General features: G+C 40.8%; 26 protein-coding genes, 1 riboswitch and 2 other annotated features. Of the genes, 4 read left to right on the top strand and 22 right to left on the bottom strand.

Features of this window, described 5'->3' with window-relative positions; translation table 11 throughout:
- Positions 1-8: 8 nt before the first annotated feature.
- The 10 genes from P6709_RS01970 to dapF all read right to left on the bottom strand — a co-directional run bounded on the left by P6709_RS01970 (position 9) and on the right by dapF (position 9265).
- The gene (locus P6709_RS01970; protein WP_278239202.1) at positions 9-305 is read right to left on the bottom strand and encodes a 4a-hydroxytetrahydrobiopterin dehydratase; all 297 of its coding nucleotides are present in this window, start codon (positions 303-305) and stop codon (positions 9-11) included.
- A gap of 172 nt (positions 306-477) precedes the next feature.
- On the bottom strand, positions 478-1269 hold the full coding sequence (gene trpA / locus P6709_RS01975) for a tryptophan synthase subunit alpha (RefSeq protein WP_278239203.1): 792 nt from the start codon (positions 1267-1269) through the stop codon (positions 478-480).
- Positions 1262-2467 carry a tryptophan synthase subunit beta gene (gene trpB, locus P6709_RS01980; RefSeq protein ID WP_278239204.1) on the bottom strand — a complete coding sequence of 402 codons (1206 nt, stop codon included), beginning with the start codon at positions 2465-2467 and terminating at the stop codon, positions 1262-1264. The genes trpA and trpB overlap by 8 nt, the downstream gene beginning before the upstream one ends.
- Positions 2464-3075, bottom strand: a complete 612-nt coding sequence (locus P6709_RS01985; RefSeq protein ID WP_278239205.1) for a phosphoribosylanthranilate isomerase — start codon at positions 3073-3075, stop codon at positions 2464-2466. Before P6709_RS01985 ends, trpB begins: the two co-directional genes overlap by 4 nt.
- Entirely contained in the window at positions 3072-3872 is an 801-nt protein-coding gene (gene trpC, locus P6709_RS01990) for an indole-3-glycerol phosphate synthase TrpC (RefSeq protein WP_278239206.1), read from the bottom strand. Before trpC ends, P6709_RS01985 begins: the two co-directional genes overlap by 4 nt.
- Positions 3869-4891: an anthranilate phosphoribosyltransferase gene (gene trpD, locus P6709_RS01995; RefSeq protein WP_278239207.1), complete on the bottom strand. Its 1023-nt coding sequence runs from the start codon at positions 4889-4891 to the stop codon at positions 3869-3871. The genes trpC and trpD overlap by 4 nt, the downstream gene beginning before the upstream one ends.
- Positions 4892-4936: 45 nt before the next feature.
- Positions 4937-5506 carry an anthranilate synthase component II gene (locus P6709_RS02000; RefSeq protein ID WP_278239208.1) on the bottom strand — a complete coding sequence of 190 codons (570 nt, stop codon included), beginning with the start codon at positions 5504-5506 and terminating at the stop codon, positions 4937-4939.
- Entirely contained in the window at positions 5503-6906 is a 1404-nt protein-coding gene (gene trpE / locus P6709_RS02005) for an anthranilate synthase component I (RefSeq protein WP_442905284.1), read from the bottom strand. The genes P6709_RS02000 and trpE overlap by 4 nt, the downstream gene beginning before the upstream one ends.
- 54 nt (positions 6907-6960) lie before the next feature.
- Positions 6961-7175 (bottom strand) — a binding site (T-box leader).
- A gap of 38 nt (positions 7176-7213) precedes the next feature.
- Positions 7214-7457 (bottom strand) — a binding site (T-box leader).
- 63 nt (positions 7458-7520) lie between these two features.
- Entirely contained in the window at positions 7521-8249 is a 729-nt protein-coding gene (locus P6709_RS02010) for a YwaF family protein (protein ID WP_278239209.1), read from the bottom strand.
- Positions 8250-8272: 23 nt separating this feature from the next.
- Positions 8273-9265 carry a diaminopimelate epimerase gene (gene dapF / locus P6709_RS02015; RefSeq protein WP_278239210.1) on the bottom strand — a complete coding sequence of 331 codons (993 nt, stop codon included), beginning with the start codon at positions 9263-9265 and terminating at the stop codon, positions 8273-8275.
- A 110-nt stretch (positions 9266-9375) separates the two neighbouring features.
- On the opposite strand from dapF, the gene P6709_RS02020 reads away from it, so the two are divergent.
- The gene (locus P6709_RS02020) at positions 9376-9651 is read left to right on the top strand and encodes a hypothetical protein (protein ID WP_278239211.1); all 276 of its coding nucleotides are present in this window, start codon (positions 9376-9378) and stop codon (positions 9649-9651) included.
- 88 nt (positions 9652-9739) lie between these two features.
- Here P6709_RS02020 and P6709_RS02025 read toward each other — a convergent pair whose 3' ends face one another.
- The 6 genes from P6709_RS02025 to ribD all read right to left on the bottom strand — a co-directional run bounded on the left by P6709_RS02025 (position 9740) and on the right by ribD (position 16467).
- Positions 9740-11029, bottom strand: coding sequence for an NCS2 family permease (locus tag P6709_RS02025; protein ID WP_278239212.1), 1290 nt, complete (start codon positions 11027-11029; stop codon positions 9740-9742).
- Positions 11030-11365: 336 nt separating this feature from the next.
- Complete coding sequence (locus P6709_RS02030) at positions 11366-12583, bottom strand: IS110 family transposase (protein WP_278239213.1); 1218 nt, start codon at positions 12581-12583, stop codon at positions 11366-11368.
- 441 nt (positions 12584-13024) lie between these two features.
- Entirely contained in the window at positions 13025-13495 is a 471-nt protein-coding gene (gene ribH, locus P6709_RS02035; RefSeq protein WP_278239214.1) for a 6,7-dimethyl-8-ribityllumazine synthase, read from the bottom strand.
- Positions 13496-13507: 12 nt separating this feature from the next.
- Complete coding sequence (locus P6709_RS02040; protein ID WP_278239215.1) at positions 13508-14701, bottom strand: bifunctional 3,4-dihydroxy-2-butanone-4-phosphate synthase/GTP cyclohydrolase II; 1194 nt, start codon at positions 14699-14701, stop codon at positions 13508-13510.
- A gap of 13 nt (positions 14702-14714) precedes the next feature.
- A complete protein-coding gene (gene ribE / locus P6709_RS02045; RefSeq protein ID WP_278239216.1) occupies positions 14715-15365 on the bottom strand; it encodes a riboflavin synthase in 651 nt (216 codons plus the stop codon).
- 16 nt (positions 15366-15381) lie between these two features.
- Complete coding sequence (ribD, locus tag P6709_RS02050; RefSeq protein ID WP_278239217.1) at positions 15382-16467, bottom strand: bifunctional diaminohydroxyphosphoribosylaminopyrimidine deaminase/5-amino-6-(5-phosphoribosylamino)uracil reductase RibD; 1086 nt, start codon at positions 16465-16467, stop codon at positions 15382-15384.
- A 106-nt stretch (positions 16468-16573) separates the two neighbouring features.
- Positions 16574-16713: riboswitch (FMN riboswitch) on the bottom strand.
- Between the two features lie 374 nt (positions 16714-17087).
- Between ribD and P6709_RS02055 the strand changes: the two genes are divergently transcribed.
- Genes P6709_RS02055 through P6709_RS02065 form a run of 3 tightly spaced genes read left to right on the top strand, consistent with a single transcriptional unit; the run spans position 17088 to position 19877 of the window.
- Positions 17088-18293, top strand: a complete 1206-nt coding sequence (locus tag P6709_RS02055; RefSeq protein WP_278239218.1) for a hypothetical protein — start codon at positions 17088-17090, stop codon at positions 18291-18293.
- Between the two features lie 23 nt (positions 18294-18316).
- On the top strand, positions 18317-18856 hold the full coding sequence (locus tag P6709_RS02060) for a hypothetical protein (RefSeq protein ID WP_278239219.1): 540 nt from the start codon (positions 18317-18319) through the stop codon (positions 18854-18856).
- On the top strand, positions 18843-19877 hold the full coding sequence (locus P6709_RS02065) for a hypothetical protein (RefSeq protein WP_278239220.1): 1035 nt from the start codon (positions 18843-18845) through the stop codon (positions 19875-19877). Before P6709_RS02060 ends, P6709_RS02065 begins: the two co-directional genes overlap by 14 nt.
- 579 nt (positions 19878-20456) lie before the next feature.
- Here P6709_RS02065 and P6709_RS02070 read toward each other — a convergent pair.
- The 6 genes from P6709_RS02070 to P6709_RS02095 all read right to left on the bottom strand — a co-directional run bounded on the left by P6709_RS02070 (position 20457) and on the right by P6709_RS02095 (position 25821).
- Positions 20457-20837 (bottom strand): hypothetical protein, encoded by a 381-nt coding sequence (locus P6709_RS02070; protein WP_278239221.1) that lies wholly within the window; start codon positions 20835-20837, stop codon positions 20457-20459.
- A 34-nt stretch (positions 20838-20871) separates the two neighbouring features.
- Positions 20872-21243, bottom strand: coding sequence for a head decoration protein (locus P6709_RS02075; RefSeq protein ID WP_278239222.1), 372 nt, complete (start codon positions 21241-21243; stop codon positions 20872-20874).
- A gap of 26 nt (positions 21244-21269) precedes the next feature.
- Positions 21270-21992 (bottom strand): scaffolding protein, encoded by a 723-nt coding sequence (locus tag P6709_RS02080; RefSeq protein ID WP_278239223.1) that lies wholly within the window; start codon positions 21990-21992, stop codon positions 21270-21272.
- A gap of 374 nt (positions 21993-22366) precedes the next feature.
- Complete coding sequence (locus tag P6709_RS02085) at positions 22367-23137, bottom strand: endonuclease/exonuclease/phosphatase family protein (protein ID WP_278239224.1); 771 nt, start codon at positions 23135-23137, stop codon at positions 22367-22369.
- A gap of 129 nt (positions 23138-23266) precedes the next feature.
- Positions 23267-24307, bottom strand: coding sequence for a phage minor capsid protein (locus P6709_RS02090; RefSeq protein WP_278239225.1), 1041 nt, complete (start codon positions 24305-24307; stop codon positions 23267-23269).
- Entirely contained in the window at positions 24304-25821 is a 1518-nt protein-coding gene (locus P6709_RS02095) for a phage portal protein (RefSeq protein WP_278239226.1), read from the bottom strand. Before P6709_RS02095 ends, P6709_RS02090 begins: the two co-directional genes overlap by 4 nt.
- Positions 25822-25827 lie beyond the last annotated feature (6 nt).

Consider the following 25827-nt stretch of genomic DNA (forward strand, 5'->3'; position numbering starts at 1 on the left):
TCGGCTCCTTAAAAATCAGAAATATCAGGATATAGGCGTTCTATTGCATGCGCCAGCCCAAAATGATTTTCAGTCCATCCTTCTTCCCCTTGGCTGTTGATTTGCACCCTCACCTTTTCTCCTGAAATACTCAGGGCGGGACTGTACCCTCTGCGGTCCACTTCTCCCGCTGCTTCATTCAAAAAATGCAGACCGTCCTGAAACGATTGAAAAGAGAAGGTCTTTTGAATTTCTCCCTCATCATTCATTTCCCAATTTAGTAAAGTAGATAATCTCTCCTGAATTTGAGTAGGGGTTAATGTCATACTATCCACTCCTTAAACATTCTTTTGTAAGAAATGACAATGGGATTTGTTTTTCACTTTCACTTATCAGTATAGAACACTCTTTTTCATAATGCAGACTATACCTTTCTTTACCTGCTGCATGCAAAACGAAAACCAGGCCGTCTGTAAAAACAGACAGCCTGGTGATCTATTAACGGGAAGCAGGGGTTCCAACAGCTGCTTCAATCAACTGAGTAATTTCTTCTCTTTTGCCCTGATGCAATAGGTCGACAATCCGGCTTCCGACTATAACGCCGTCCCCCAGTGACGAAATTTCTTTGACCTGCTCAGGAGTGGAGATTCCAAACCCTGCCATAACCGGCACGCTGCTATGTTTTTTTAAGGAATAGATAAAGCTTTCCAGGTTCTCGCTGACGGCTGATCTGGCTCCAGTGATGCCCGTTACCGTTACAGCGTATAAGAATCCTTCTGAAGCTTTAGCAAGACGCTCAATCCGGTGGTCCGGGCTCGTTAGTGTCACGAGCTGAATTAAAGCCAGGTCGGTTTGGTTCATATGTTCTTCAATTAACGGCCGCTGTTCTAAAGGTACATCCGGAATAATGATTCCATCTACACCGGCTGTCTGACAGTCCTTGAAAAAATGGGACAATCCGTATTTAAATAGAGGATTAATATAGGTCATTAAGACGATTGGAATGGAAACTTCTTCTCTGAATGATGCAAGAGTTTCCATCAGTTTCTTTACGGTTGCTCCCCCTTCAAGCGCCCTTTGTCCTGCATCCTGAATAGTCGGACCATCTGCTACTGGATCTGAAAATGGGATGCCAAGCTCCACTGCCGTTGCACCGGCTTTTTCAAGAAATAGCAGCTGTTCTTTTAAATGGCTCAGATCAGGGTCCCCTGCCATTATATACGGGATAAACGCTTTGTTTCCTCTTTCTACAACTTTTTCGATTGCTTGCTGCAGCTGTTTTTTACCCATTTTGGCGTTCCTCCAATGCACTTTTAACCGTCATAACGTCCTTGTCTCCGCGTCCGGACAAACAAATGACAATGATTTCTTCTTTCGGTGAATTTTTTGCCAGTTCTACCGCGTGATGAATGGCATGTGCCGTTTCCAGTGCTGGAATAATTCCTTCCTTTCTGCACATCAGCTGAAGAGCATCAAGTGCTTCATCATCTGTAACAGAGGTATATTGAACGCGTTTTGTTTCATGCAGAAAGCTGTGTTCAGGACCTACCCCTGGATAGTCAAGGCCAGCAGAGATCGAGTGCGCTTCCTGAATTTGACCGTCCTCATTTTGCAGCAAGTACATTAAGGATCCATGAAGGATGCCTACTTCACCTGCTGTCAGTGTCGCTGCATGCTTGCCAGTCTGAATCCCGCTTCCTGCAGCTTCAACCCCCACAAGTTTTACTTCTTCATCCTCTATAAAAGGATAGAACATGCCCATTGCGTTGCTTCCTCCACCGATGCATGCAACAATGGTATCCGGTAAACGCTGCTCTTTGTCCAGGATTTGCTGTTTCGTCTCTTTTCCTATTACACTTTGAAAATCCCGGACCATTTGCGGAAAAGGATGTGGGCCGAGGACCGATCCAATAATATAATGCGTATCTTCCACGTTGCTGACCCAATATCTCATCGCCTCATTGACCGCATCTTTTAATGTACCGCTTCCGTGTGTCACACTAATGACTTTTGCCCCAAGAAGCTCCATACGAAATACGTTCAGCTGCTGTCTTCTGATGTCTTCTTCTCCCATAAAAATGACACAGTCAAGATTCAGCAGGGCACAAACAGTAGCTGTTGCCACACCGTGTTGTCCCGCACCGGTTTCTGCTACAATTTTTTTCTTGCCCATCCTCACTGCAAGAAGCGACTGACCGATGGTGTTGTTAATTTTATGGGCGCCGGTATGATTTAAATCTTCTCGTTTTAAATATATTTTTGCCCCGCCTGTATGCTTTGTGAGGTTTTCTGCAAAATACAAGGGGTTCTCTCTGCCAATATAATCTTTTAAATAGTGCTCCAACAGCTCGTGAAATGCAGGATCCTTCTGTGCTTCTTCATAGGCTTCCTGCAGTTCCAGTACTGCCTGCATTAAGGTTTCCGGAACAAACCGGCCCCCAAATTGTCCGAATTGTCCGTTTTGATCTGGTTGAATATAGGTCGTCATTGCGCCGCACTCCTTTTTGCTTCTTTAATAAAAGCGATCATTTTATTTATGTCTTTTTCTCCGTTTATTTCCACTCCGCTTGATACATCCACTGCATAAGGCTGCACTTGTTGTACAGCTTCATACACATTGTCAGGCGTCAGTCCTCCCGCAAGCACCAGCTTCCCGGGCAGACTGTCTTCAGGAATGAGGGACCAGTCAAAACGCTTGCCGCTTCCCCCTCTATATTCCGTTCCCGGTGCATCAACCAGGTAATAGTCGACGTCATAGTCTTTCATTCTTTCAAAATCATCTGCAGAAGTAATACTGAACGCCTTCATAACGGGCTTCTTTTGATTTTTGCAAAACTCCGGGCTCTCATCACCGTGAAGCTGGATAATATCAAGATTTGCTTTTTGAACTGCTTCATCTATTTCGTTTTGGGATGGATTAACGAATACACCGACCCGTTTAATATGCGGCGGCCCAACTGCAGCCAATTCCTCTGCTCTCTCAACCGATATTTTTCTTTTGCTTTCTGCAAACATCAAGCCAATGTAATCGGCTCCGGCTTCTGCTGCCGCTTCTAAATGATTGGTTTTTTGTATCCCGCATAGTTTGACTTTCATTCTCTCTCACCTGCTAAGGGTACCTGCAGCGATGTTAGAAGGTCTCCAGCATTACTTGACTTCATCAATACCTCTCCAACGAGAACGCCGCTTGCGCCAAAGTCTGCCGCCTGCTGGGCTTCATGCGGGGATAGAATACCGCTCTCACTGATAAAGTGCACCTCTTGTAAAGGCATTTTCGCGGCTAACTTTCTACTGATCTCTAAATCTACTTCAAACGTTTTAAGATTCCGGTTATTTACTCCAATTAACGAAGCGCCCACTTCAAGTGCACGGCCAAGTTCTTCTTCATCATGAACTTCCACCAGTACTTCCAGTTCCATTTGAACCGCTTTGCGATATAAATCAAGCAGTGTTTTCTGGTCTAGTGCTGCTGCGATAAGCAATATGATGGACGCTCCTGCTTCTTTCGCCCGTCTGATCTGAACTTCGTCAATAATAAAATCCTTGCACAATACAGGTATTGAAACGGATGCTGCCACATTTGTCAGATCTTCCATTGACCCCTGGAAAAATTCCTCATCCGTCAATACGGAAATCGCAGAGGCTCCATGAGATTCGTAAAGCTTTGCCTGTTTTACAGGATCAATAGAGCCATTGATCAACCCCTTAGAAGGGGAAGCACGTTTGATTTCAGCGATTACACCCAGGTGACTGCGCTGATTCAGCGCATCCTCGAGTCTGACAACAGATGGTTTATCCAGTCTTTTGTTCAGCTTTAAAGCTGGATCATTCTTAATGCCTTCGACTTCTTTTGCTTTATAAAGGAGAATCTTATCCAAAATGGTGTTGCTCATTGTGCCAGCTCCTTTTGATTGCTGTAATAGACTAATTCTTTCAACCGATTTAAGGCAGATTGAGAATCGATGCTTTTTTTTGCTTGTTCAATTCCCATTTCAATGGTTGCAGCAGAACCGTGGGCAAACAGCGCAATTCCTGCATTCAGCAGCACCGTCTCACGGTAAACGGATTCCTCACCCGATAAAACCGATTGTAGAATGACGGCGTTATCAAGAGGTCCGCCTCCCCGTATTTTTTCGTTAGGTACAACTTTCAGCCCTACATCTTCCGGGCTTATAACAACGCTTCGTATACTGCCATTTTCTACGACAGCTAAATGGTTTTCTCCTGCAAGCGACGCTTCATCCATATGACCGGCTCCGCTGATCACAACTCCTTTACTTCTGCCAAGGCGGATAAGCGCTTCTGCCATTGTATGAAGCATATCACGTCTGTAAATTCCCACCAGCTGAGTACCCAGCTCTACCGGATTTGTCAGCGGGCCAATTAAATTGAAGATGGTTGGAACCCCAAGCTCTTTTCTTGCAGTCATTACTTTTCGAATGCCCGGATGTACATGAGGGGCAAACAAAAAGGCAATTTTATTTTTTTCAAGCAGCTCTCTTACTTCGTCAGCTGTAAAATCGAGTCTGACACCCAAATGTTCCAGTACATCTGCACTTCCTGTTTTGCTCGATATGCTTCGGTTTCCATGTTTGGCAATCGGAACATCAGCACCTGCAATAACGAAAGCCGAGCAGGTTGAGATATTAAAGCTCTGTGAACCGTCTCCTCCTGTGCCGCAATTATCCATGACATTTTGAAGCGGTGAATCTATTTGCATCGCATGTTTTCTGACGACCTTCACAAGCCCTACGATTTCATCTGCTGTTTCTCCCTTTTCCTTCAATGCAAGCAGAAACGCTTTAATCGTCTCGTTGTCTGTCTTCTCATCAAACATGGCTTCGCTCGCTGTGATCATCTCTTCTTCTGTCAAATGAAGTCCCTGCTGAACGGTTAAAAGTGCTTTTTTCATTTTACTCCACTCTCCTGTCTCTTCTCGTCTGTTCTCTCTTTTTTCCTACTCAACTAATGAATGGACTGCCTGCTTTATGAGATTCATGCCGTCAGCCGTTCCGATGGATTCCGGATGAAACTGTAATCCAAGTATAGGGAATTCCCGATGCCTTAAGGCCATAATGACATTATCATCTGTTGAAGTCGCAATTTCTTCCAGCTCTTGTGGCAGCGTGGAACGATTTACAATCAAGGAGTGATAACGCATTACTTCTACCTCATTCCTTTGACCAAATAGCTCCGGTGCCTGATGGGCTATCCTCGATACCTTTCCGTGCATAACATTCGGCGTTTTTTCAACTGTCGCACCAAATGCAGTTCCAATCGCTTGATGACCCAGGCATACTCCCAATATCGGAGTCATTGACCCAATCTTCTGAATCATCTCGATGCAAATTCCTGCATTATCAGGGTGACCCGGACCGGGTGAAATTACAATTAACGAAGGGCGCAGCTCACGGATGTCTTCCAGTGTAATCTGATCATTTCTGACCACCTTCACGTCATCAATCTCACCAAGATATTGATACAAATTATACGTAAACGAATCATAATTATCGATTAAAAGGATCATGATGTAACCTCCAGTAGCGAGCGGGCTTTGTTTAAGGTTTCCTCATATTCCATTTCAGGAACCGAATCATACACGACACCTGCTCCCGCCTGTACGTAGGCGATCTTTTCTTTAATCACCATAGTCCGGATGGCAAGAGCAAAATCAAGATTGCCGTCAAACCCGACATACCCGACAGCTCCTGCATAAACACCTCGTTTAGCCGGTTCATATTCATTTATCAGCTGCATGGCTCTGATTTTCGGGGCTCCCGAGACAGTCCCCGCAGGCAATGTTGAAACAAGCGCTTCAAGCCCGGTCATGCTTTCGGTCAATTGCCCTTTAACCTCTGACACAATGTGCATCACATGCTGATATTTTTCAATCGTCATATATTTTGTCAGTTGAACGGTTCCGATTTTGCATACCTTGCCAAGATCATTACGCCCAAGATCGACCAGCATCCGGTGCTCAGCCAGCTCTTTTTCATCACTCAGCAGATCTTTTTCAAGAAGCTGATCTTCCTGTTTTGATTTTCCTCTTTTCCGGGTCCCGGCAATCGGGTTGGTTGTAACGTCTCTGCCAGCTACCTTTATTAAGCTTTCCGGTGAAGCCCCTAGCACTGTATAATCTTCAAACTCTATAAAAAACATATAAGGAGAAGGATTATCCTGCCTCAGTTTACGATAAAAAGAAAAAGCAGAACCGGTAAATTCAGCACTTAGCCTTTGTGATAAGACGATCTGGAAAATATCTCCTTCTTTAATATGCTCTTTTGCGCTTTGAACCGCATCCATATACTTCTGCTTCTCAACATTAGACTGATACGTCAGGATCGAGAGCGGATCGAGTCCGGTCTGGACATTATGATAATCTGTCAGCTGTGCTGCAATCGTATCAAGCTTGTCATCAAGCTGTTCTTCCGTAAAGTGATTCTGAGGATTTAAAACCGTAATCGTTACCTCATAGCGCTTATGATCATACATAATCATGGTGTCATACAACATTAAATGAATATCCGGCATCTGCAATTCATCGCTTGGCATACTGCCGATATCCTCATACATCCTGATGGCATCGTAGCCAATATAGCCAATCGCACCGCCTGCAAACGGATGATTGTCTGGAGGAATAATTTGCTGATTTTTTAAATATTGCTCTATTATTTGAAGAGGTTTTCCGGTTTTCGTTTCAATACTGTCTGCTAAATAATCGTGAATGACCGCTTGGTTATCTTTTCCGATGATTTCAGCATACGGATTAACGGCTATAAACGAATATCTGCCCGTTTCTTCATGCTTTAACGAACTCTCGAGCAGGCATTTCTTCTTTCCTTTCACACTTTGAAAGATCGTGATGGGGGTTAAGGAATCCCCGTTTACTACTTTTCTTCTGACTCTGCTCATCTCTTCTTTTCTCAACTTTTCCACCTCTTAACTTAGAATAAATAAAAAACTCCGCGCAGAAAAGTCTGCACGGAGGACGGGAACTACCCGCGGTACCACCTCACGTTAGAGCAGAAATCCGCTCTCACTTAAGCACCTTTTAACGGGGATGAACCGTCTGTTTTTACTTTTCTTCAAAACAGCTCTCCTGGACCCATTCACACAATCCGCTCTCCTGCTTCCACCAGCCGCAGGCTCTCTTAGTCAGCCACTATTGTGCTACTTTTTCCAATCACTGAAGTCACATATTCTTGTAATAAAAAACGGGCCTCCCCGTCCTGTAAAAAAGGACGGGAAGACCCGTGATACCACCTTTGTTGATTTCAATAGAAACCCACTCATTGCAGGAAGCAACTCTTTCGCTCTCCTGCCACTGCTATCGGTTGTGAACCGTCTGTGCCTACCTCCAAATGGTTTCAGCCAGATACTCCAAAGTCCATTCCCATAAATTCTTTTACTGGTTTGCACCACCCACCAGCTCTCTTAAAAAAGAGGATTATGGTACTTCTCTTCTTCATCGCGTTAAAATATTTTGATTGTTTATTATATTAGTACGAACCAAATTAAATGTCAACCATCAACCTGCCATTTTAACGTAACGCGTTTGTTTTCTTTTTTAACAGCCCTTTTCCTATCAAAAAAGTTAGAAAGAAAAAGATCAGGGCGACTGCTTCCAGCTGTAAAATGTACACCCATCCTTCACCGAATAGTGAAAGAGCCGTATCCGAAACAGGCGGTCCAGCCAGAAAAAAATAATTTGCATCCAGCAGGCTGTTTACAAAACCAATAGGAATCGCTACCGCATTTAAAGCGAGAAAGGCGATAAACATCGACCGGACAGGCAGTTTTGTATGATCTCTGTAAAGCAGATAAATGGCCGTAACGGGAATCGCAATATGCTGGAAGAAAAATTTCCAATAGAAGTAATGTGGAAACCCATATACCAAGTCCGGTGTTAATAACGCAAAAACCGGCGGGAAAAATGCAACATAAAAGAAGAAATAAAAAATATAGGTGCTTTTCCTGAATAATAAATACATTCCAAAAAACGTACTGAAGGAACATAACTGAATCGGAATAAAATATCTCGCATCCCAAATTCCGACAGAAAGGGACCAAATCTGATAGGTTAATTCCGATAAAAGCAGGATGGCTGTCAAGCTCCAAACGATCACTTTATGGTTTTTCTGCGTTAGGTTTTTGCTGAACAGCTGGACCGAAGCAATAAAAATCAGCCCGAATATGAAAAGCATGGCAATATGACTAAAAGAGAAAAGAGTAAATGGATTATAATCCGTTGGTGAAAACACGATCCCCACTCCTTCCCCTCCGTTTTTTTGGTTTATTTATTTAAGCCTGGCAAATGCCCTGTTACGAATTCCCTTGAAGCCTCTGCCATTCTTTGATAGATCAGTTCCTCTCCAGTGCTTTTTACATGCTGAACTGCAGGAATGATCTCGTTATCACTGAACTCAAGTGTATATTCATCCGTGAACGTCGCATTTCCAATTAAATCAATATGGTGAAACAGATCCTCTTTTTTATGAATGACGCATTTTACACGGCCCCCATCATTGTAGACATCAATGGGAATACCTGCTTCTCCCTGTTCCAGCATAACCTGAATCAAACTTGAAGAAGACATTGCTGTTCCGCAGGCGTTCGTAAATCCAACCCCTCTTTCATAGGTGCGCACAAAAATTTGATTGGGTTCAAGTGGTACTACAAAGCTTACATTAACCCCGTCTGTAAACCACTGATTAGGAGAATTTAATGATTGAGCCAGCTCCTGCTGCAGCCCGCTGAGCAGTTCTTCTTCTGTAACCTGCGTAATCAAGTGAGGGTTTGGTACGGCTAAAGCCGAAAAACGGAGTGTCTCATGCCACTCGGGTACAACTTGATTAAATAATGTTTCCTGATCAAGCTGAAGGGGAAGTGAATCAAGATGAATGAGGATAGGAGAGATCTCAACCGCATAGGTAGGGATATCCTCGTAAAGAGATTCAACCTTTTCCACTGTCAGGTCAGCCTTCATCGTTTCCACTTTAAACTTCTGCACTCCGTCCCGTTCAGCGATATATCGCGCAGCGCAGCGCAGTCCGTTACCGCACATGGATGCTTCAGAGCCATCTGAGTTAAATACACGCATTTTCGCCTGTGCAGTGTCGCTTTCTGTTATGTAAAGGATCCCATCCCCTCCAATGGAATTGCTGCGGTCGCATAAATGAACCGCCAGAGAAGCACGCTGATCATCATTTAACACTAGACGTTCCTGTTCATCTATAATAATAAAATCATTTTTTGATCCATGACTTTTGATCACTGAAATTTTCATCCTGTTTCCTCTCGCTTTCGTAGTTTGATATAAGGTTGCCATATTCTCATTTTTTTCGCAAGATTGATATACTGCTACTAAAGAAGCCAATGACAAATTGAGGTGAGGACATGTTTGAAGAATTTAAATTTTATTTTGATATTCACAAGGTAGAAAAAATAGAAAGCGACCGTTACTTAATATACGTAAAAACCAGAATATTGGATCACGAAAAGATGGATTATTTTGAAGGCGTCATTCGGGTGGAGCTGAATCACATAGGCATTTATCCGAAGCCAGGAGACATTGCAGCAGCGGTAGCCCATAAAAATCTAAGAGGAAAATTAGGATCCGAATTAAAACGGTATATAAAGCCTCAAAAAAGATTTTTATATGAACTGGCTTGAATCTTTTAAGAGCAGAATAAAAAATTTAAAAAGCCGCCGGCGAGTCCTTAAACGGACCTGCCGGCGGCTTTTCGCTCTTAACGAACGTTTATATAAACGGAAGATAATGAAGAACAAAATAAAGCAGGAATAATGCCGCAATACTGTATAGCGGAATGGATACTTCCTTCGCTCTTCCCATGATGAATTTCATAAATGGATATAATATAAATCCAATGGCAATGCCGTCTGCAATACTGAAAGTAAATGGAATCATGACAATCAGCATAATTGCAGGGATAGATTCAGTAAAGTCCTCCATATTCATATGACGCATATGCTGAATCATTAAGATGCCAATAATCATTAAGATCGGTGCGACAGCATGATCCGGTATATACCCCATATAAGGAATGAACAAAGTTGAGGCAAGAAATAATACACCGATCGTTAAAGAAGTCAGGCCGGTTCTTCCTCCTGCTGCCATGGCAGCTGTAGACTCTACAGTGGAAACCGTCGGGCTGGTGCCTAAGAAACCTGAACTAAAAGCGGATAACGCATTTGCCTTCAAAGCCGGGCTGTACGTCTCAGGTCTTTTAATGAAACTGGCGTGGCCATGTATCAAGCCGATGTTTTCAAAAACCAGCACCATGGTCAGTGAAAAAATACCGACCCAAAAAGGAATTTCAAGCCATCTTTCAAATGATAATTCAAACCAGATCAGTGAATCCCACGATACGGAACCACTCGCATTCGATGGCTTGATTCCCATTATAAATGAAAGGACTGTACCAAATAAAATAGTCCATAAAAAATGACCCGGAACATTTTTCACAAAAAGAATGAATGCCACAAGCAGCGTCAAAATGGTCGCGAGTGCTGCAGGCTGAGCAAAATCCCCTATGGCAATCAATGAATTTTCGCCCTGAACCACAAGACCGCCTTTTTCGAGACCGATCAGCAGAAGAAAAAAGCCCAACCCAACGGTGATCGCATCTTTTAACGATTGAGGAATGGCGTCATTTAAAATGCCCGACAGCCTTGTAAAAGCCACAATAATAAATAATACTCCTGACATCGCCACAATGCCGAGTGCTTCCTGCCAGGTAAAGCCCATCGCCTGAACCAGCGTGTACGTGAACATAGCGTTGATGCCCATGCCTGGAACCAGTATAATGGGAGCATTTCCGATAAAGGCCATTAAAAAACAGCCTAAAGCACACGTCATAATCGTTGCTATGACAGCACCCTCAAACGGCATTCCCGATTGCGATAAAATTAATGCATTGACCGCGATAATGTACACGATCGTAAAAAATCCTACTACCCCAGCCATCACTTCCTGTTTAAAAGAAGTCTGATGAGTGGTTAAACCAAAAAAATCTCCTATCACTTTCATATAATTGCCTGCCTTTGCAAGCGCCCTCTCCCTACCCGCTCAACCTCATTACAAGGCCAGCCACAAACTGTTATTATACTGCCCGCAAAAGAAATTGTCATTACTTTTTTAAGCTGAAACAAAATAAAGAGGCTGGACAAAAAATTGTCTCAACCTCTTTGACCGGTTCGCTGCGCTTCAGGCGGACGCTTTCTTACCTCCAGTCAAGCTTTTTTCAAAAATATATTCTAAACCGGTGATCGTGAAAGTGATTAGCTTAAAAATGTATACATCAAATAAACCTGCCACTTTCATTTTTTTGACAGGGGCCGGTGTGCTATACTAAGAACTATCCTGTTACGACACTTTGGCCGGTTCGTATTGATACAGGAGTCCGTGTTGAATAAGGTGGAAGGAAACTCTTATAAACTTATTCATACACGCAATGACCGCAACCTTATGGACCTTTCCATTGGGTTGCTTTTTTAATCGATCATAATGATCGACCAGTGTATTTTGTGTTTTTTTCCGCAAGGAAATCATGGACATCACCATAAAATAGAGAATCTTTCGCAGCCTTCTATTCCCTCTCTTATTGAGGGTATCCGGCTTCTCATGCTTACCTGACTGAGAGCGGTGGATATCGATTCCTGCATACGCATTGATTTGTTTTGCTTTCTGAAAGCGGCTGATATCACCCAACTCACCAATAATCCGAACGGCCGTGTTTTCACCTACTCCCGGAAAGGAGAGGAACACCTGGTACTCTACTCGATCTTTCGACAGCTCGACCATCTGCTGAATGACTTCTTTCTTTTGAACCTGCAGTTCTAAGATCCTTCTGGCATAGTTCTTGATGTGTTGACAGCGTACATCTCCCGATGTAATAGACGGGTAAGAGCCCTTACTGGCTTTAAGGAGGGTGATCACCTTTTCATCTACTTGCTGAACCGACATATTCTTCCGTGTGGCCTGTCTTACCCGACGACGAAGCTCCTCCTCGGATAGGCCGTCTAAACAGTCAGGATGCGGAAAGAATTGTACGAGATTTAAAAAGAGGTCAGAGCTTCTGGAGAATGATTGTTCCAGTAATGAAAAACTTAACTGCAGAGAGCCATGCAAGCGGTTACTGTTCTGCGTAATCTCTTTGTCGATCTCTTCATAGTAGCGCCCAAGAGAACGCATTTGGGCATAATAGTCTTCTTGAACGTACGTTTTTGGGCGGTTCATTCTATAATGGGACTTCGCCAGTTCGTGAGCGTCACTGATATCCGTTTTATGTCTTCGCATAGAAGCCATTTGAAGCTTAGCCTCTAAGGGATTGAGCTTACAGTAAGGGTACCCTTGTGCCTTCAGGAATTCCTCCAGTCCGTTTGAATAAACCCCTGTCGCTTCAAATACGATTTCCGGAAACTGCCCATCGTGTTCCGTTACCTCCTCAATCTTTTTCTTTAACCAACCAAAACCACCTTGAGTATGTTTCAGTTCCCCCTCAAACACACATTGTTGAAACCGATCGTACATCACCATTGCGCTTGTTCCCATACTGACATCAAAAGCAATCACGTGTTGCATGTAGATCCTCCTCGTTCTTTTCTATAGAAGCCCATCACAGTGCCTTATTGATTCCACTTTCTTTTACACGGTCTCGAGGATCCAACATACTAAGCTGATTCGCATAAGGGTGTGAAGGGAGTCGGTTTCCTCATTCGGATTCTAAGATCCAAGCGTCCGCGCGACTTCTCTTCACTTCTACAAAAAAATAGTAGCACAAACCATGGCCTTGGTTTGTGCTACTAATGTTAGTATGTTTCCGCAGGGACGGCGCTGAGCTCTCCAGGCCCTTGCCCTGGGTAGTCTCAGCTTGCCGTCATATCCTGCAGGAGTCGCCACCTTCCGCTCCGCTCACCTCATACTGTTAATAGATAATGCTCATTTTCACCTTTTTTCAGGTATGGGAATCGACCTCTTTTTAGTATAAAACTAAATGATTGACCAAATGATCACGTGAAAAATTTAAACGTCCATGCTTTTAAAGAGGCTCGCCATTTCAATTGCTGCAGTTGCTGCTTCCCAGCCTTTATTCCCGGCCTTCGTTCCTGCGCGTTCAATCGCCTGCTCGATTGTATCTGTTGTAAGTACGCCGAATATAACCGGAAGTCCTTCATTAAGGGCAATATTGGCTACACCTTTTGCCACTTCTCCGCTGACGTATTCAAAATGAGGGGTTGCGCCGCGAATAACTGTGCCAAGCGTGATCACTGCATCATACTTGCCTGACTTCGCTAATTTCTGAGCAGCAACAGGAATTTCAAAAACACCCGGCACCCATGCAACTGAAACGTCTTCTTCTTTCACTCCGTGACGGCGAAGCGCATCCTCTGCTCCTCCAAGCAATTTGCTTGTGATAAATTCGTTGAAGCGGCCTACTACGATTGCCACTTTGAGATCTGTTCCGATTAAATGTCCTTCATAAACGTTTTTCATGAATGATTCCTCCTAGAATTTAAGCATGTGTCCAAGCTTTGATTTTTTTGTTTCCATGTATTTAGCATTCTGTTCCTTTGTCGGCATCTGAATCGCCACACGCTCCACTACCTTTAAGCCGTAGCCTTTTACACCCGCAATTTTTCTTGGATTGTTGGTCAGGATTCTCATATTGGTTACTCCAAGATCCTTTAGGATTTGTGCGCCAATCCCGTAATCGCGCAGGTCTGCCGCAAACCCAAGCTTCTGATTTGCTTCGACCGTGTCGAGTCCTTCTTCCTGCAGCTTATAAGCTTTGAGCTTATTAATGAGACCAATTCCTCGCCCTTCCTGCCTCATATAAAGCAGGATTCCATTTCCTTCTTTTTCAATTTGAGAAAGTGCCGCATGAAGCTGAGGGCCGCAGTCGCAGCGATTCGAACCAAACACATCACCCGTCAGGCACTCTGAATGTACACGCACGAGCACGGGATCCACTGATGAAATATCGCCCTTTACAAGCGCGACATGCTCCTGGCCTGTTAATGTTTCCGTATAAGCGACAGCTCTAAACTCCCCGTATTCAGTAGGCATCTGTACTTCCACTTCACGCTGAATCAGCTTTTCTTTATTTCTGCGGTAGGCAATCAGGTCCTGAATCGTAATCATCTTTAAATTAAATTTATCAGCGATTTCTTTAAGCTGCGGCACACGAGCCATAGTACCGTCCTCTTTAATGATTTCACAGATAACACCGGAAGGCTTTGCACCTGATAAAACGGCTAGATCAACAGCTGCCTCTGTATGGCCTGCACGCTTCAGTACACCACCCGGCTTCGCTACTAAAGGAAAAATATGACCAGGGCGGTTAAAATCAGCGGCTTTGGCTTCTGGCTTGATCAGTTCTCTTACAGTTAAAGCGCGTTCCGGTGCACTGATCCCGGTAGTCGTTTTAACATGATCCACACTCACTGTAAAAGCGGTGCCGTGAGAATCGGTATTGGTATCTGTCATCGGCTTCAGCTGAAGCTCTTTTGCACGCTCCTCAGTAATTGGAACACACACCAGGCCGCGGCCTTCTGTAATCATAAAATTTATAGTTTCTGCCGTCACATTTTCAGACAGCGCGATAAAGTCACCTTCATTTTCCCGGTCTTCATCATCGACCACGATCACCACTTTACCTGCTTTTAAATCCTCAATTGCTTCTTCAATACGATCGAACATACAGACAGCCTCCCTAATTCATAAATCCGTATTTTTGCAAAAATGCTTCGTCTACCCCTTTTTTCTTAGCAGACGCTGCAGGCTGAACAAATCGGTGAATATATTTCGCAATCATATCACATTCAATATTCACGAGGTCTCCCACTCTTTTTTTACCGAGCACCGATTCTTCTACCGTTTGTGGTATGAGGGAAATCATAATCGCCGATTCCTCCACATCAAAAATGGTTAAGGATGTGCCATCCACAGAAACGGATCCCTTCATAATAAAGTAGGGCATTAAAGAAGGGTCCATTTCAATATAAATGTAAATCGCATTTTCCTTCTGCTGAGTGGAACGAATGGTCCCAGTGCCGTCAATATGACCTGATACAAAATGTCCGCCAAATCTGCCGTTCGCAGACATCGCACGCTCTAAATTCACTTTCGAGCCGACCTTTAACTGATGAATCGTCGATGCCTTGACCGTTTCCGGCATGACATCCACTGTAAATGTGTTTTTGGAAAAACCGGTTACCGTTAAACAAACCCCGTTTACAGAAATGCTGTCACCCAGGTGAACATCGCTAACCACTTTCGGTCCATCAATGGAAAGCACCATGGACTCTCGGCCTCTGTTGATGGAGACCACTGCCCCAACTTCTTCCACAATCCCTGTGAACAATGCCTCTCACCCTTTCTTAAGATAATGCAGCTGTTATTTTTATATCCTGCCCAATTGTCTTTACATCTTTAATGGTAAGACCGACAGCCTCACTCATCGCCTCCACACCTTTTCCGTTAAATACAGAAAAAGCGCTGCTTGATCCGATAATTTTCGGTGCAATATACATGACAATCCGATCGACTGCTTTTTGATCCAAAAATGCACCATGAACCTTCGCGCCGCCTTCTACATATAACGAAAGGATTTTTTCTTTGCCCAGCACTGTTAATAGCTCAGGCAGTTCGATCGTTTCCCCGCTCATTCTGATTACTCTGACATGAGGGGCCTTTGCGAAAAGTCGTTCTTTTTCCTCAGAAGCATCACTTCCGCATATGACCCAGGTTGGAGAAGCTTCATCTGTTAACACAGCAGAAGCTTCCGGAATGGATAATAAAGTATCCAGCACAATACGTACAGGGGAAATTGCCTCGCCGCGAAGCCTCGCAGTTAATGAAGGATTATCCTGTTTTACCGTATTTGCACCCACCAAAATCGCATCATGCAGATGACGGTCCAGATGAACGTCTTCACGCGCTTCCTCAGACGTAATCCATTTACTGCTGCCGGAGCTTGTCGCAATCTTGCCATCAAGAGTCATCGCAGCTTTCAGCGTCACAAACGGTCGTTGAGCGGTAGTGTGATGAAAGAAGAATTCATTTAATTGAAGCGCTTCTTCTTTTAGGACACCGACAGTCACTTCGAGTCCGGCTTCTTCCAGCTTTTTGAGTCCCTTGCCTGCGACAAGAGGGTTCGGATCAACAGATGCCACAACCACCCTCGCCAGTTTCTTTTCAATAATCAAATCCGCACAAGGCGGGGTTTTGCCATAGTGTGAGCACGGCTCAAGCGTCACGTAAATGGTACCGCCTGCTGCCTGATCGCCTGCCTGCTTCAATGCATGCACCTCTGCATGACCTTCCCCAGGTTTTAAATGAGCCCCCATGCCAACAGCACGGCCATGATTGACTACAACAGCCCCCACAGCAGGATTTGGAGAGGTTTGGCCCATCGTACTTCTTGCCATTTCAATCGCTAATTTCATCCATTTTTCATCCATCAAATCATCCTCATCGGAAGAATTAAGCCAAAAAAGCCCCTTTTTTACAAAAGGGGCTTTTAAAACATCGCTAAATAAACGGGCGCCGAATATGTAAACGGCCCGAGTATATTTCCTTCTCTCATCCAGACTATCACTGTCGGCTTTGGAGTTTCACCAAATCCACCGGCATCGCCGGGTCACGGACTAAGGACACAACAGCTGTCCATCACCGCCGGTAGGGAATTACACCCTGCCCCGAAGGAACACTGATTCAATTGTACTCTCATTATGTCCTATGAAACGTTGTCTTGTAAAGGTTTTTGTCTCTGTCTTACCTGTGGAGTATTATCTGTTCTCGTCAACAATTGTAAGTTTCGTCAACAATCCGTCAACAACTACTTCAACAAATTATTTAATACAAAGTATCAGTATAATTCTACAAGATAGCCTTTCCTATAGATAATTCCTTTAGCTCTTATCGGCAAGTTAGAATTTCGTCAATTAAACTTTATAACATTGGCAGTATCACTACAGAGTTATAATTTATATTCTCATGATCTTAAAACAATAAAATGACTATTATGGTATATTAAAGCAAAGGATAAATTTCCTCAAATAACACATACAAAGGGGTAGATTTTATGCAAATTGAACAACTTCAACAGCTTTACACCCAGAAAATGAAAGAAAGAAATCATTCAAAAAGATTAAATGCTATTGATGAATACTTAAGTTCTCAACACGACTTGGACATTACAGGTAACCTTACAAGCCAACAATATTTACTCCAAATCATTCAGTTAATAAATGATAATCCTGAAAATGGGGAAGAAATCATTAGTGATATTCTTTTGATTTTGAATGATAGATATTCACTAGGAGAACCATATTTATTCACTCAACTAACTACAGATCTAACCGTCAGTGAATTACATGAATTATTGACAGAAGTTTTTAATGGTACAAAAAGTTACGATTCTTTTGATTTTGAAATATTAGAAACACCTGTTGCCGATGAAATAGGCCAAAATGTAAAAATTAGAATTAGATATACAGATTGGTATATCAATAATTTTACACAGGAAAGAGAAAGAGAACTTAGTTCAGGAACCATCGAAATGAGCTATCTTTTGAAAGAAAAAATATGTATCTCTTCAAAATCCGGTTATAATAAATTATATTCCAAATTAGTAGAATTTATAGAAGAAAATATTGAAGGTTTAAACAGTAAACACGTCTACATTCAAAATAAAGCTAAAAGCTTTAAAGACAGTGAATTTTCGAAACTGACATTGCTTGCATTACATTTAATTTACAAAAAATTTTCTGAAATTGGTTTTAAGGTTCAAAGCGTGAGCTCTATAACGTTTAATAACGAGAAGGCTCCTTTTGTTAAAAATGCCAAACTTGGTGGTAGCAATTTATTTAAAGATGGAGATGTAATAGAAAGAATTTATCGAGGAGATAAAATAACAAAATTTAGTGTTTCTCTTTATAAACTAAATAAACAAGTTGAAAACGCAGATAACGCTATTGTAGTTAATTTAACCGTTGATTTCAAAAGTATACTAAAGTTAACTTTTGCTGACAACGATATGGATGAGTCTCTTCTTCTACAAGTAGCTGTTGATATTTACCAAGCAATTAATGCTTCTATAACGAATATTAACACAATTAACGAAGCTGAAATTTTATTGAAGGAGAATTTGCAAAATGTTACAACTTCTGGCGTTCTTCTGACTAAGTTTTTAAGTACAGTAAAAGAGGATTTGAATGCATTAATCGAGGATGCCGATACACTGGGTATTATTACTCGGTATTTTGACGATAAATATGACATAAAATAATAATAAAAGGAGTTGGGATTTATATGTTATTTTCAAATAGCGCTATAATTGTTTCAATTGATACCAAGTGTATTGATTTAATAAAAAATACGTCTTTTGAAGATGAAAATAAATTCTACTCCTTATCAATAAAACGTAATGTAAATCATGGGTTCGGTGAAATACATTGGGCTGAATCTTTTATGAATGGAAAGATTAACATTGTTAGTTTTATACAAATAGAAAATATATTTATTTTTTTTACATCTACTGTACAAAATTATTTACACTTCAAAAAAATTGTTAAACACATCCTGGGGCATGATGCGAATGCCCAATTATTTAAACTCCCTTTACCTGTTACAAAAAAGTTAGTTTCAATACCAAACGTAAGGCTTGTTGAGACAAATGAAGCCTTCGGTCTTACCCTAATATTAAATAATCAAAACGAAGATTTTTTAATAAAAATATACACAAACGGCCTTATAACCTATTCGATGTTAATAAATCTTAGTCCAAAACAAGCCCTTAATATGTTTAAAACCATAATTAAAGTTATCGAGGTCTTTAATGAAAAATATTAAAAATTTCCAAGAAAGTATATTTAACCTATACGATACAGTGGTTAATTCAATAAAAAATATAGATAACGACATTGTTGAATTTTTATCTTGGACTTCGTCCATAATTGTTACATTAATAACATTAATCACAATAATTTTCACATTTTATAATGAGAAAGTCTTTCAAACAATAGATCGATTATTTCAAGAAACGGTTACTCTCTTAAATGAGAACCCTCTCAACAAACCTTTGAAAATTGCATCAAATTTAAACAACATACAAAAACTAATGCAAAATCAAAAGCTATATAATCATTCAATGCATTTTTTTAAATCTGCTCTCTTTATACTCAGTATCCCCTGGATCCTTTCGGGTTTGATGTTTGTTTTAAATACTAATAACAACTTTGATAAGATAATTATATTCATTTCATTATGTTTATTATTAGTGGTTTTTGTTTACCTTCCTAAACTATTTGAAAGGTTTAACGATTTAAACAAAACTGATATAAACTTCTTTAATTTAGATTCAATGGTCAATTACATCAAAGAGAACAGCTCTTTTCCGACAAGCCAAAATCTTATTAAGCTTGTTAACCCTTATCTAACATTGGAATTGAAAGACAACAACATTAATTTTATTGTTCATCAAGAAATTAGATTACTCGACATTAATATAATATTTACCTTAAAGCACGAACAGGATAGCCACCTCATCCATATAAGACCAAAAAAAAATCAATTTATTAAGGAATCTTTTATCTTAGACGTACCTAGCAATCAGGCAACTAAAGGATTATTCGACAAAATTAAAATGTGCAAAAGCATAAAAAGTAAAGGCTATATAATAAATAATGAACAAACTTGTTTTTTTGCCTATAGTATTAATATTGAAATTGTAACTAATTCTAAAATAATTTTAGAGATGAAGGAATTTGAAAATATGTCTGTTCCATTACCGGTTTCTAGAGCGTTGAATAATAATGAGTCAAGTATTAGTTCTAAAATTGCAGGACAGCAATATGAATATTTTCTAAAGTAATTAATTAAGTCTTTACCTAAGTAGGCAATATTATAATAAAGTTATGTCTTCATAAGAACACTATTTATACATTATTTTTTATATTTTTTTGTAGTTATTTAAAGTTCGATAAAAGAAGAAAAATTGATTCAGTTATACTAATTTATTTACATTTAACTATTAAGTAGTGTGGGAAGACCATTGCGGTAAGGTTATATTATATATATAACCTTACTATCTGAATTTGGTCTTTAAAGCTTCAAAATAGTATTTAGTTCTATAGCACTTTTACTTCCACAAGATCATATAATTTAAATACATACGTCTCACCCTCTAACTTTCAAATCGATAATTCTTTTTATGATTTTCAATAAACAATATTTGACCCTAACCGTCCTCGTACGCCCTTCATAAAAGCATTCGATTTCCAACAATGAATCAAAATCATTTGCCATTTAATTGTATGTTGGATCTCTAACAAGTTTTGATCGTCTAATTCCGGTTTCTATTTTTTTCAAACTCATCACGAACTTCTCTTTTAATAACTTCTAGTACTCAGGCAATATTATTGCTGAACTCCACTTTATGTATGCACAAGCTCTATGAGACAGCATAAGCAGCATCATCTAATTGAGTACGACGAATTTCAGCAAACTCATTTGAGCGTAGGCCATTTTGAAGTAGGAGACGGACGTATTTTTCGTCCATGGAACGGCCGCGCTGAATTTTCGGAATCGAAATTCGCTGCCCTGTCATTCCTTCTCTGCTTCCATATGCCACTTGTGTTCCAAGCTCCGCAATTTGCGCCATTACCGGCAGACGTGAACCCTCTCGGATCACATCAACTGTTAGCTCAGATGTTTCCTGCGGTGGGGAAAATAACTCGGCAAGGTAGTTGTTTGGTGTTACTAGATTGTTAGAATAAGTTAGTAGCTCGGGTGCTGAAAGAGCCTGTTCAAGATTCAATAATTCTGGTGGCATTTAAACCATCCTTTCTGTTTTCAAGTTTGTATTTTTAAGCAAATGTAATGTTAGGCATTTTCTCACGGAGAGCATCATCAACCGTAATTGGAATACGCTCTGAAATAACTTTCGCCACTTCATAGCCACCTACAACATGGTCACCATCTGTCACATCTACCGTTCTTTTTAGTAAAACTGTAGGATTCTGTGAACCATTTTCACCTGCAGGATCATAGGGTACATATTTGCCATTTGTTAGCTTGGCCAAAGGCATTCCTTTCAGAATGATTTTCTTTCCGTTTACGGAAATGACAGCAGCTGAATCAATCGTAATTCCATTCACTACTTCCCGAACCACTTCATAGCTTGCTAGGATTTCTGCATCACCTTCTACAACAAATGTTTGTCGTGGTTGTAAATTCATGTTTCATTCCTCCTATTCAAATTGATTTATCGTTTCCAGGGATCATTCGCAACTGTTACTGAAGCACTTCGAGCTTGTGCCTCTTTCTTGATTTGCTCCAGGCGTTCTTTGTCTGTTTGCTTACGATTACCGCCAGCATCAGCCCCGAAGCTTCCGGATCCACCCTTTGTCTTCAACAGATGAGGTTTCTTTTCAGCAAGAGCTTTCAATGCTTCCTCAACACCTTCAAGATCACCCTTGTCGTTCTCTTTTACTTCGGTTAAATCTGCCAGAGCCAGAGCATCTTCATAATCAGCAAAGTCGAGTTCCTTTGCGGCTAGTTTTACCTCAGCATTTAACAATCGTTTGAATGTCTTCTCACGATCCCCTTTTAACTTCTCTTCCACAAGCGCATCGATATCAACGTTCTTTGGATCTTCGCCAGGCTTCTTGTCAGTGCTTTTGTCATTCTTCTTTAATGCGGCTTGCATTGCTTCAATGGAATTAAAACCAAACTCCTGAGCAAGAGCTTTCTTTCCAGCTTTTTCAGCACGATTAATACGCTTATCAAGATCATCCTTACTGTGAAACGTAGCAAACGGCTTATCTTCAATAGGTGGATCAGCCGGAGGATCCGCTGGTGGATCTCCAGGTGTGTCAGCAAAGAATTGAATATCCAAAGGCAAATAGCGTTTTGATTTGTTCTCTTTCGTTTGCTGCTTGGTAAATATAGATTTGATAAATGATGAGATTAAAAGATAAAGTTTCATTGTTCCTCCTGTTTTAGGTCGTCAGTATGACCATAGTTTCCTTCTCAGCTTTTAAAGCCATAAGCAAGTTCTGGGCTGCTATTTAGCGCATAGTTGCGAGATAGTAGATCACACCATTTTGGGGCATAATAAAAAGCACTCATATTGAGTGCTCGAGAAAGCCCAAGATAACCCCAAGCTTTTATTAAATTTCATGTTCTCAGTGGATTAAAGACACTCTTAGTTGAAGAAGAACAATCTAAAGATCCATTTTTGTGTAAGTATAATTCATCTATTTAAAAATCCTCATTAGTTAACCTAGTAACTCAAGAAGTTTTGGGAAGGTTCTCTGTTATACCTCCAAACGAGTTAGTTTTATTGTTTACTTATACAAACTATGGTTGAAGTATTTTATTTTGTATTTGTACGTTAATAATATTATGATCAGAAATAATATTACCAATCTTATTATCTCCAACTTCCAAGATAAGTTTTTTTCTTAGTCGATCACTGATAAAACAGTGGTCATTTATTACCTTATAATATGTACTTATATTATTTTCTACCCATTGTAAGCCTATTGTTTCAAAACCACTTTTAATTTCTAACCATTTTTTCTGTTTGTTTTCATCTCTATGATTAGACACCAAATTGAAATCACCTATTATGATTACATCATTTTTATTGCCATCTATAAATTCCAAAGTTTTTTTGAACTTACCTGAAGTTAGTATTTCATTAAATCTATTATATCCATAAGGTTCATTTGCTTCTTTTCCGTTTCTAGTTGTGGTCCATACAAAAAAGCTATTAAAAGATTCTTTACCTTTTTGTATTTTTACTGGTAAAAAACACGCCATTTTGTTATCTATAAATTCTTTTAAAACCTCCTTACATATTTCATATTTATATTCATTATTAATGTATAAGACAATACCATTTCTATAGGTTCTAAACATATGTTTTCTATCAAGCATTACTTTATGATACCCTCTAATTTCAGGACATTCTGAAAGACCTGCTTCTAGCAATGAAAGTATATCTGGCCTAAAATCTTCTATAATATTATTAGCTACTTTTACTCTTTTTTCATTTTCTTCAATTCTATTTGAATTTTTATTTTCGCACTTATTTTCCCACTTTATATTCCATGAAATAATTTTCATTTCATGCTCCTTTCAATAATTAATTGTTATGTTTAATGAATCATCACTCAGATATATCTATGAGATGGTAATAATTCTCCTTTTCATTTAGCACAATAAGTAAAGACTAGATACGTTACGGCTTAACCTTCAACCTCCTTCCTTTATAATTAAACCAAACAATTGAAAATTTTGCTGCCATTTTTTATATTTCTTGGTGTTCCTTGCCTTCTGGCTCCCAAAAGTTTTTAAATCTGGTAGATCAGGCATACGAGATTTATAACGAATCCATTGCTTGCGAGTTTCATTTTTCCTCGATGCTTTTCGCTGCATCTCATCATATTTTCGTATTTTTGCTTCCGATCGATTGTCTTCAAATGGTCGGTTAGAAGTTTGCAGCATGTCAGCAATGTCTTTGGGATCTTGAAATTCTTCACTCCATAGATAAGCGCTGTGCACACAGTGACCATGATAAGGAGGACGGTTCGTCAAAGGCGGGAACCTCGAATCCTTTCCACTAATGGAATAGACCCTGCCCTGGTACTGGGCACATAATGAACAAGTAATGCCGACACTGTTCACGTAAAGGAGATCCTTATTGTTTTCAGTCATGCGGTTGATCGAGCCATCTACATGAGCCCTGCGTTGATAATACTGAATAGTGTTGGCCAGATACTTTTCTACTGGCACCTTAGCACCGTTCTTATAAATGGCACCTGTGATCCCCTTAGCAGTCGCTTCAGCCACTGCTTTCTTAGTTGCTTCTCGTCTGGTCTGCCCTTCAATTAATGAACGTTGATTGGCTTTTGTAGTGATCATTTCAAGACGATCCTTAGCATCTTGACTCATATTATCTGAAGCCTCTAAAACCGTGTAGAACATATCGTCTGCGATATTCTGAACGGCTTCTCGATGAATGCCAGCTTTAAAAGAAGCTTCAATGTTTTTAACCCCTTGAGCACGAAGTTCTTCAGTCGCCTCATTGGAACCTTCTTTATAAGCAGCTTCTATAATCTCCAAGATGATCCCAGTTGCATCACCTTGAGTTATGGAGATGATCACACCGATTTGCTTAAGGAGCTCCAACTGCCGGCGCTTTGTTAGTCCTCCACTAATTGATTGAATCACACCAATTATGTCCATGCTGGACTGCTCGTACATGGCTACAAGTTTTTCAATATCCTCATTCATTGCTCATCATCACCAATCGTTGTTCGAGGTGGTTGAGTAAATGTAGGATTAAGTGTATCAACAGCTTTTTCGTTTTGAATCTTTTCTACTTCTTCAGCAATGGCTTTCTCTGACCAATCAGGATGAATATTTCTTACAGTAGTTTCTAGGGATTGAACACCGTCGGCGTACTTCTTCGATTCTTCCTCACCGGTTTCCGCTTCTGCTTTAGGTAGCATGTCTTTCCATTCAATCACCGGGTCTTTTGCTTCGTAATCTGATGCACTAATGGCATTTTCTAAAAGAACACATTTCCTCAAAGCATCTTTCAACGTTTCATCAAACTTATCTCGAATGGCTTCTGCTTTTATAACAGATTGAATCCACTCATAAAGAATTGCTTTAGCAGAAAGTGTGCCTCCTGCTGAACCTAAGCCCACTGCAGTCGCAGCAGTTTTGGAAGTGGCCATAATGTAATCTATCAACCTGGCCACATGTTTGAATGATTGTTCGGTCTGTGCGTTCCAGGTAATGTACATGGGAATAGCTCCTTTGCTCTCGTCATAGCTGACTACCTCCAGGTCCGCGTTACGAACAAAGCGACCACCGTAATTTTGATTATTTTTATTCGCCACACTGTCCCACAACTGACGAGGAATCGCCAGCTTAGGCTTCCCATGCTTTTCAAATACCACGGAATCACGAGTAATGGTCCAGTTGATTTCTTCCTGCATCTCTACAATATTTCTCAGACCTGAACGGCCGCGAGTGTGCCGAAGTGTTTCATCATTGGTTACAATTCCACACATCAGCTCATCTAGATCAGAAACGAGTAGAGAAGGTTCTTCTAAAATCCCATATAGGGAGGCATATTCCCTAAAATCTTTCTCGTACTTTATGCTACTCCCTTTCATCTCAAATACGTGTTGTGTTAATTCAAGACCACCGTCAACCAACCGCTGTCTCTCAACCCGTAAGAACGTTTCATCTTCACGATCTTCCGTCCAGGCAATATCAGCTCCGAATTCATCATCATGTTCAAAGTAGAGGTCAGCAAGCAGCCATTCAAACCAGGTACCTCTTCGCTTATTTCTCCGAATGCGATAAGCTATTGCTCCATCTACTTGTTGTTGGACAATGGCGGACCATAAATTGCTTTTGACTTTAGATGTCTTAGCGATCTGGGAGATAAACTCCAAATACTCTTTGCTGTCTTCTTCATCAGCTGAGATATTTCCTAGTGACCGGTTAATCAGATCGGCCGGCAATTCTGCAATTGCTGAGGCGAAATTGATCACGACATAGTGATTCACTGCATTTTTTTCTGCATGCTTCTTCTTCAAGTCTCGCAAGTAACGGTATTTAGCACGATTAATCGCCGCTTTATCGATACTTGTTTCATTCCCAATGGTCTTCGCCCGGGGAAATATCTCAGCATGATTCCCTTCATATAGATCACGGAAGAACTCCATATAATCAAGTTCAGAACCAAATGGCTCTGGTGGGAATGGATTGTTTTCATAAATGATTGTCATTGTCTC

The sequence above is a fragment of the Jeotgalibacillus sp. ET6 genome (assembly GCF_029667115.1).
Lineage (GTDB): Bacteria > Bacillota > Bacilli > Bacillales > Jeotgalibacillaceae > Jeotgalibacillus.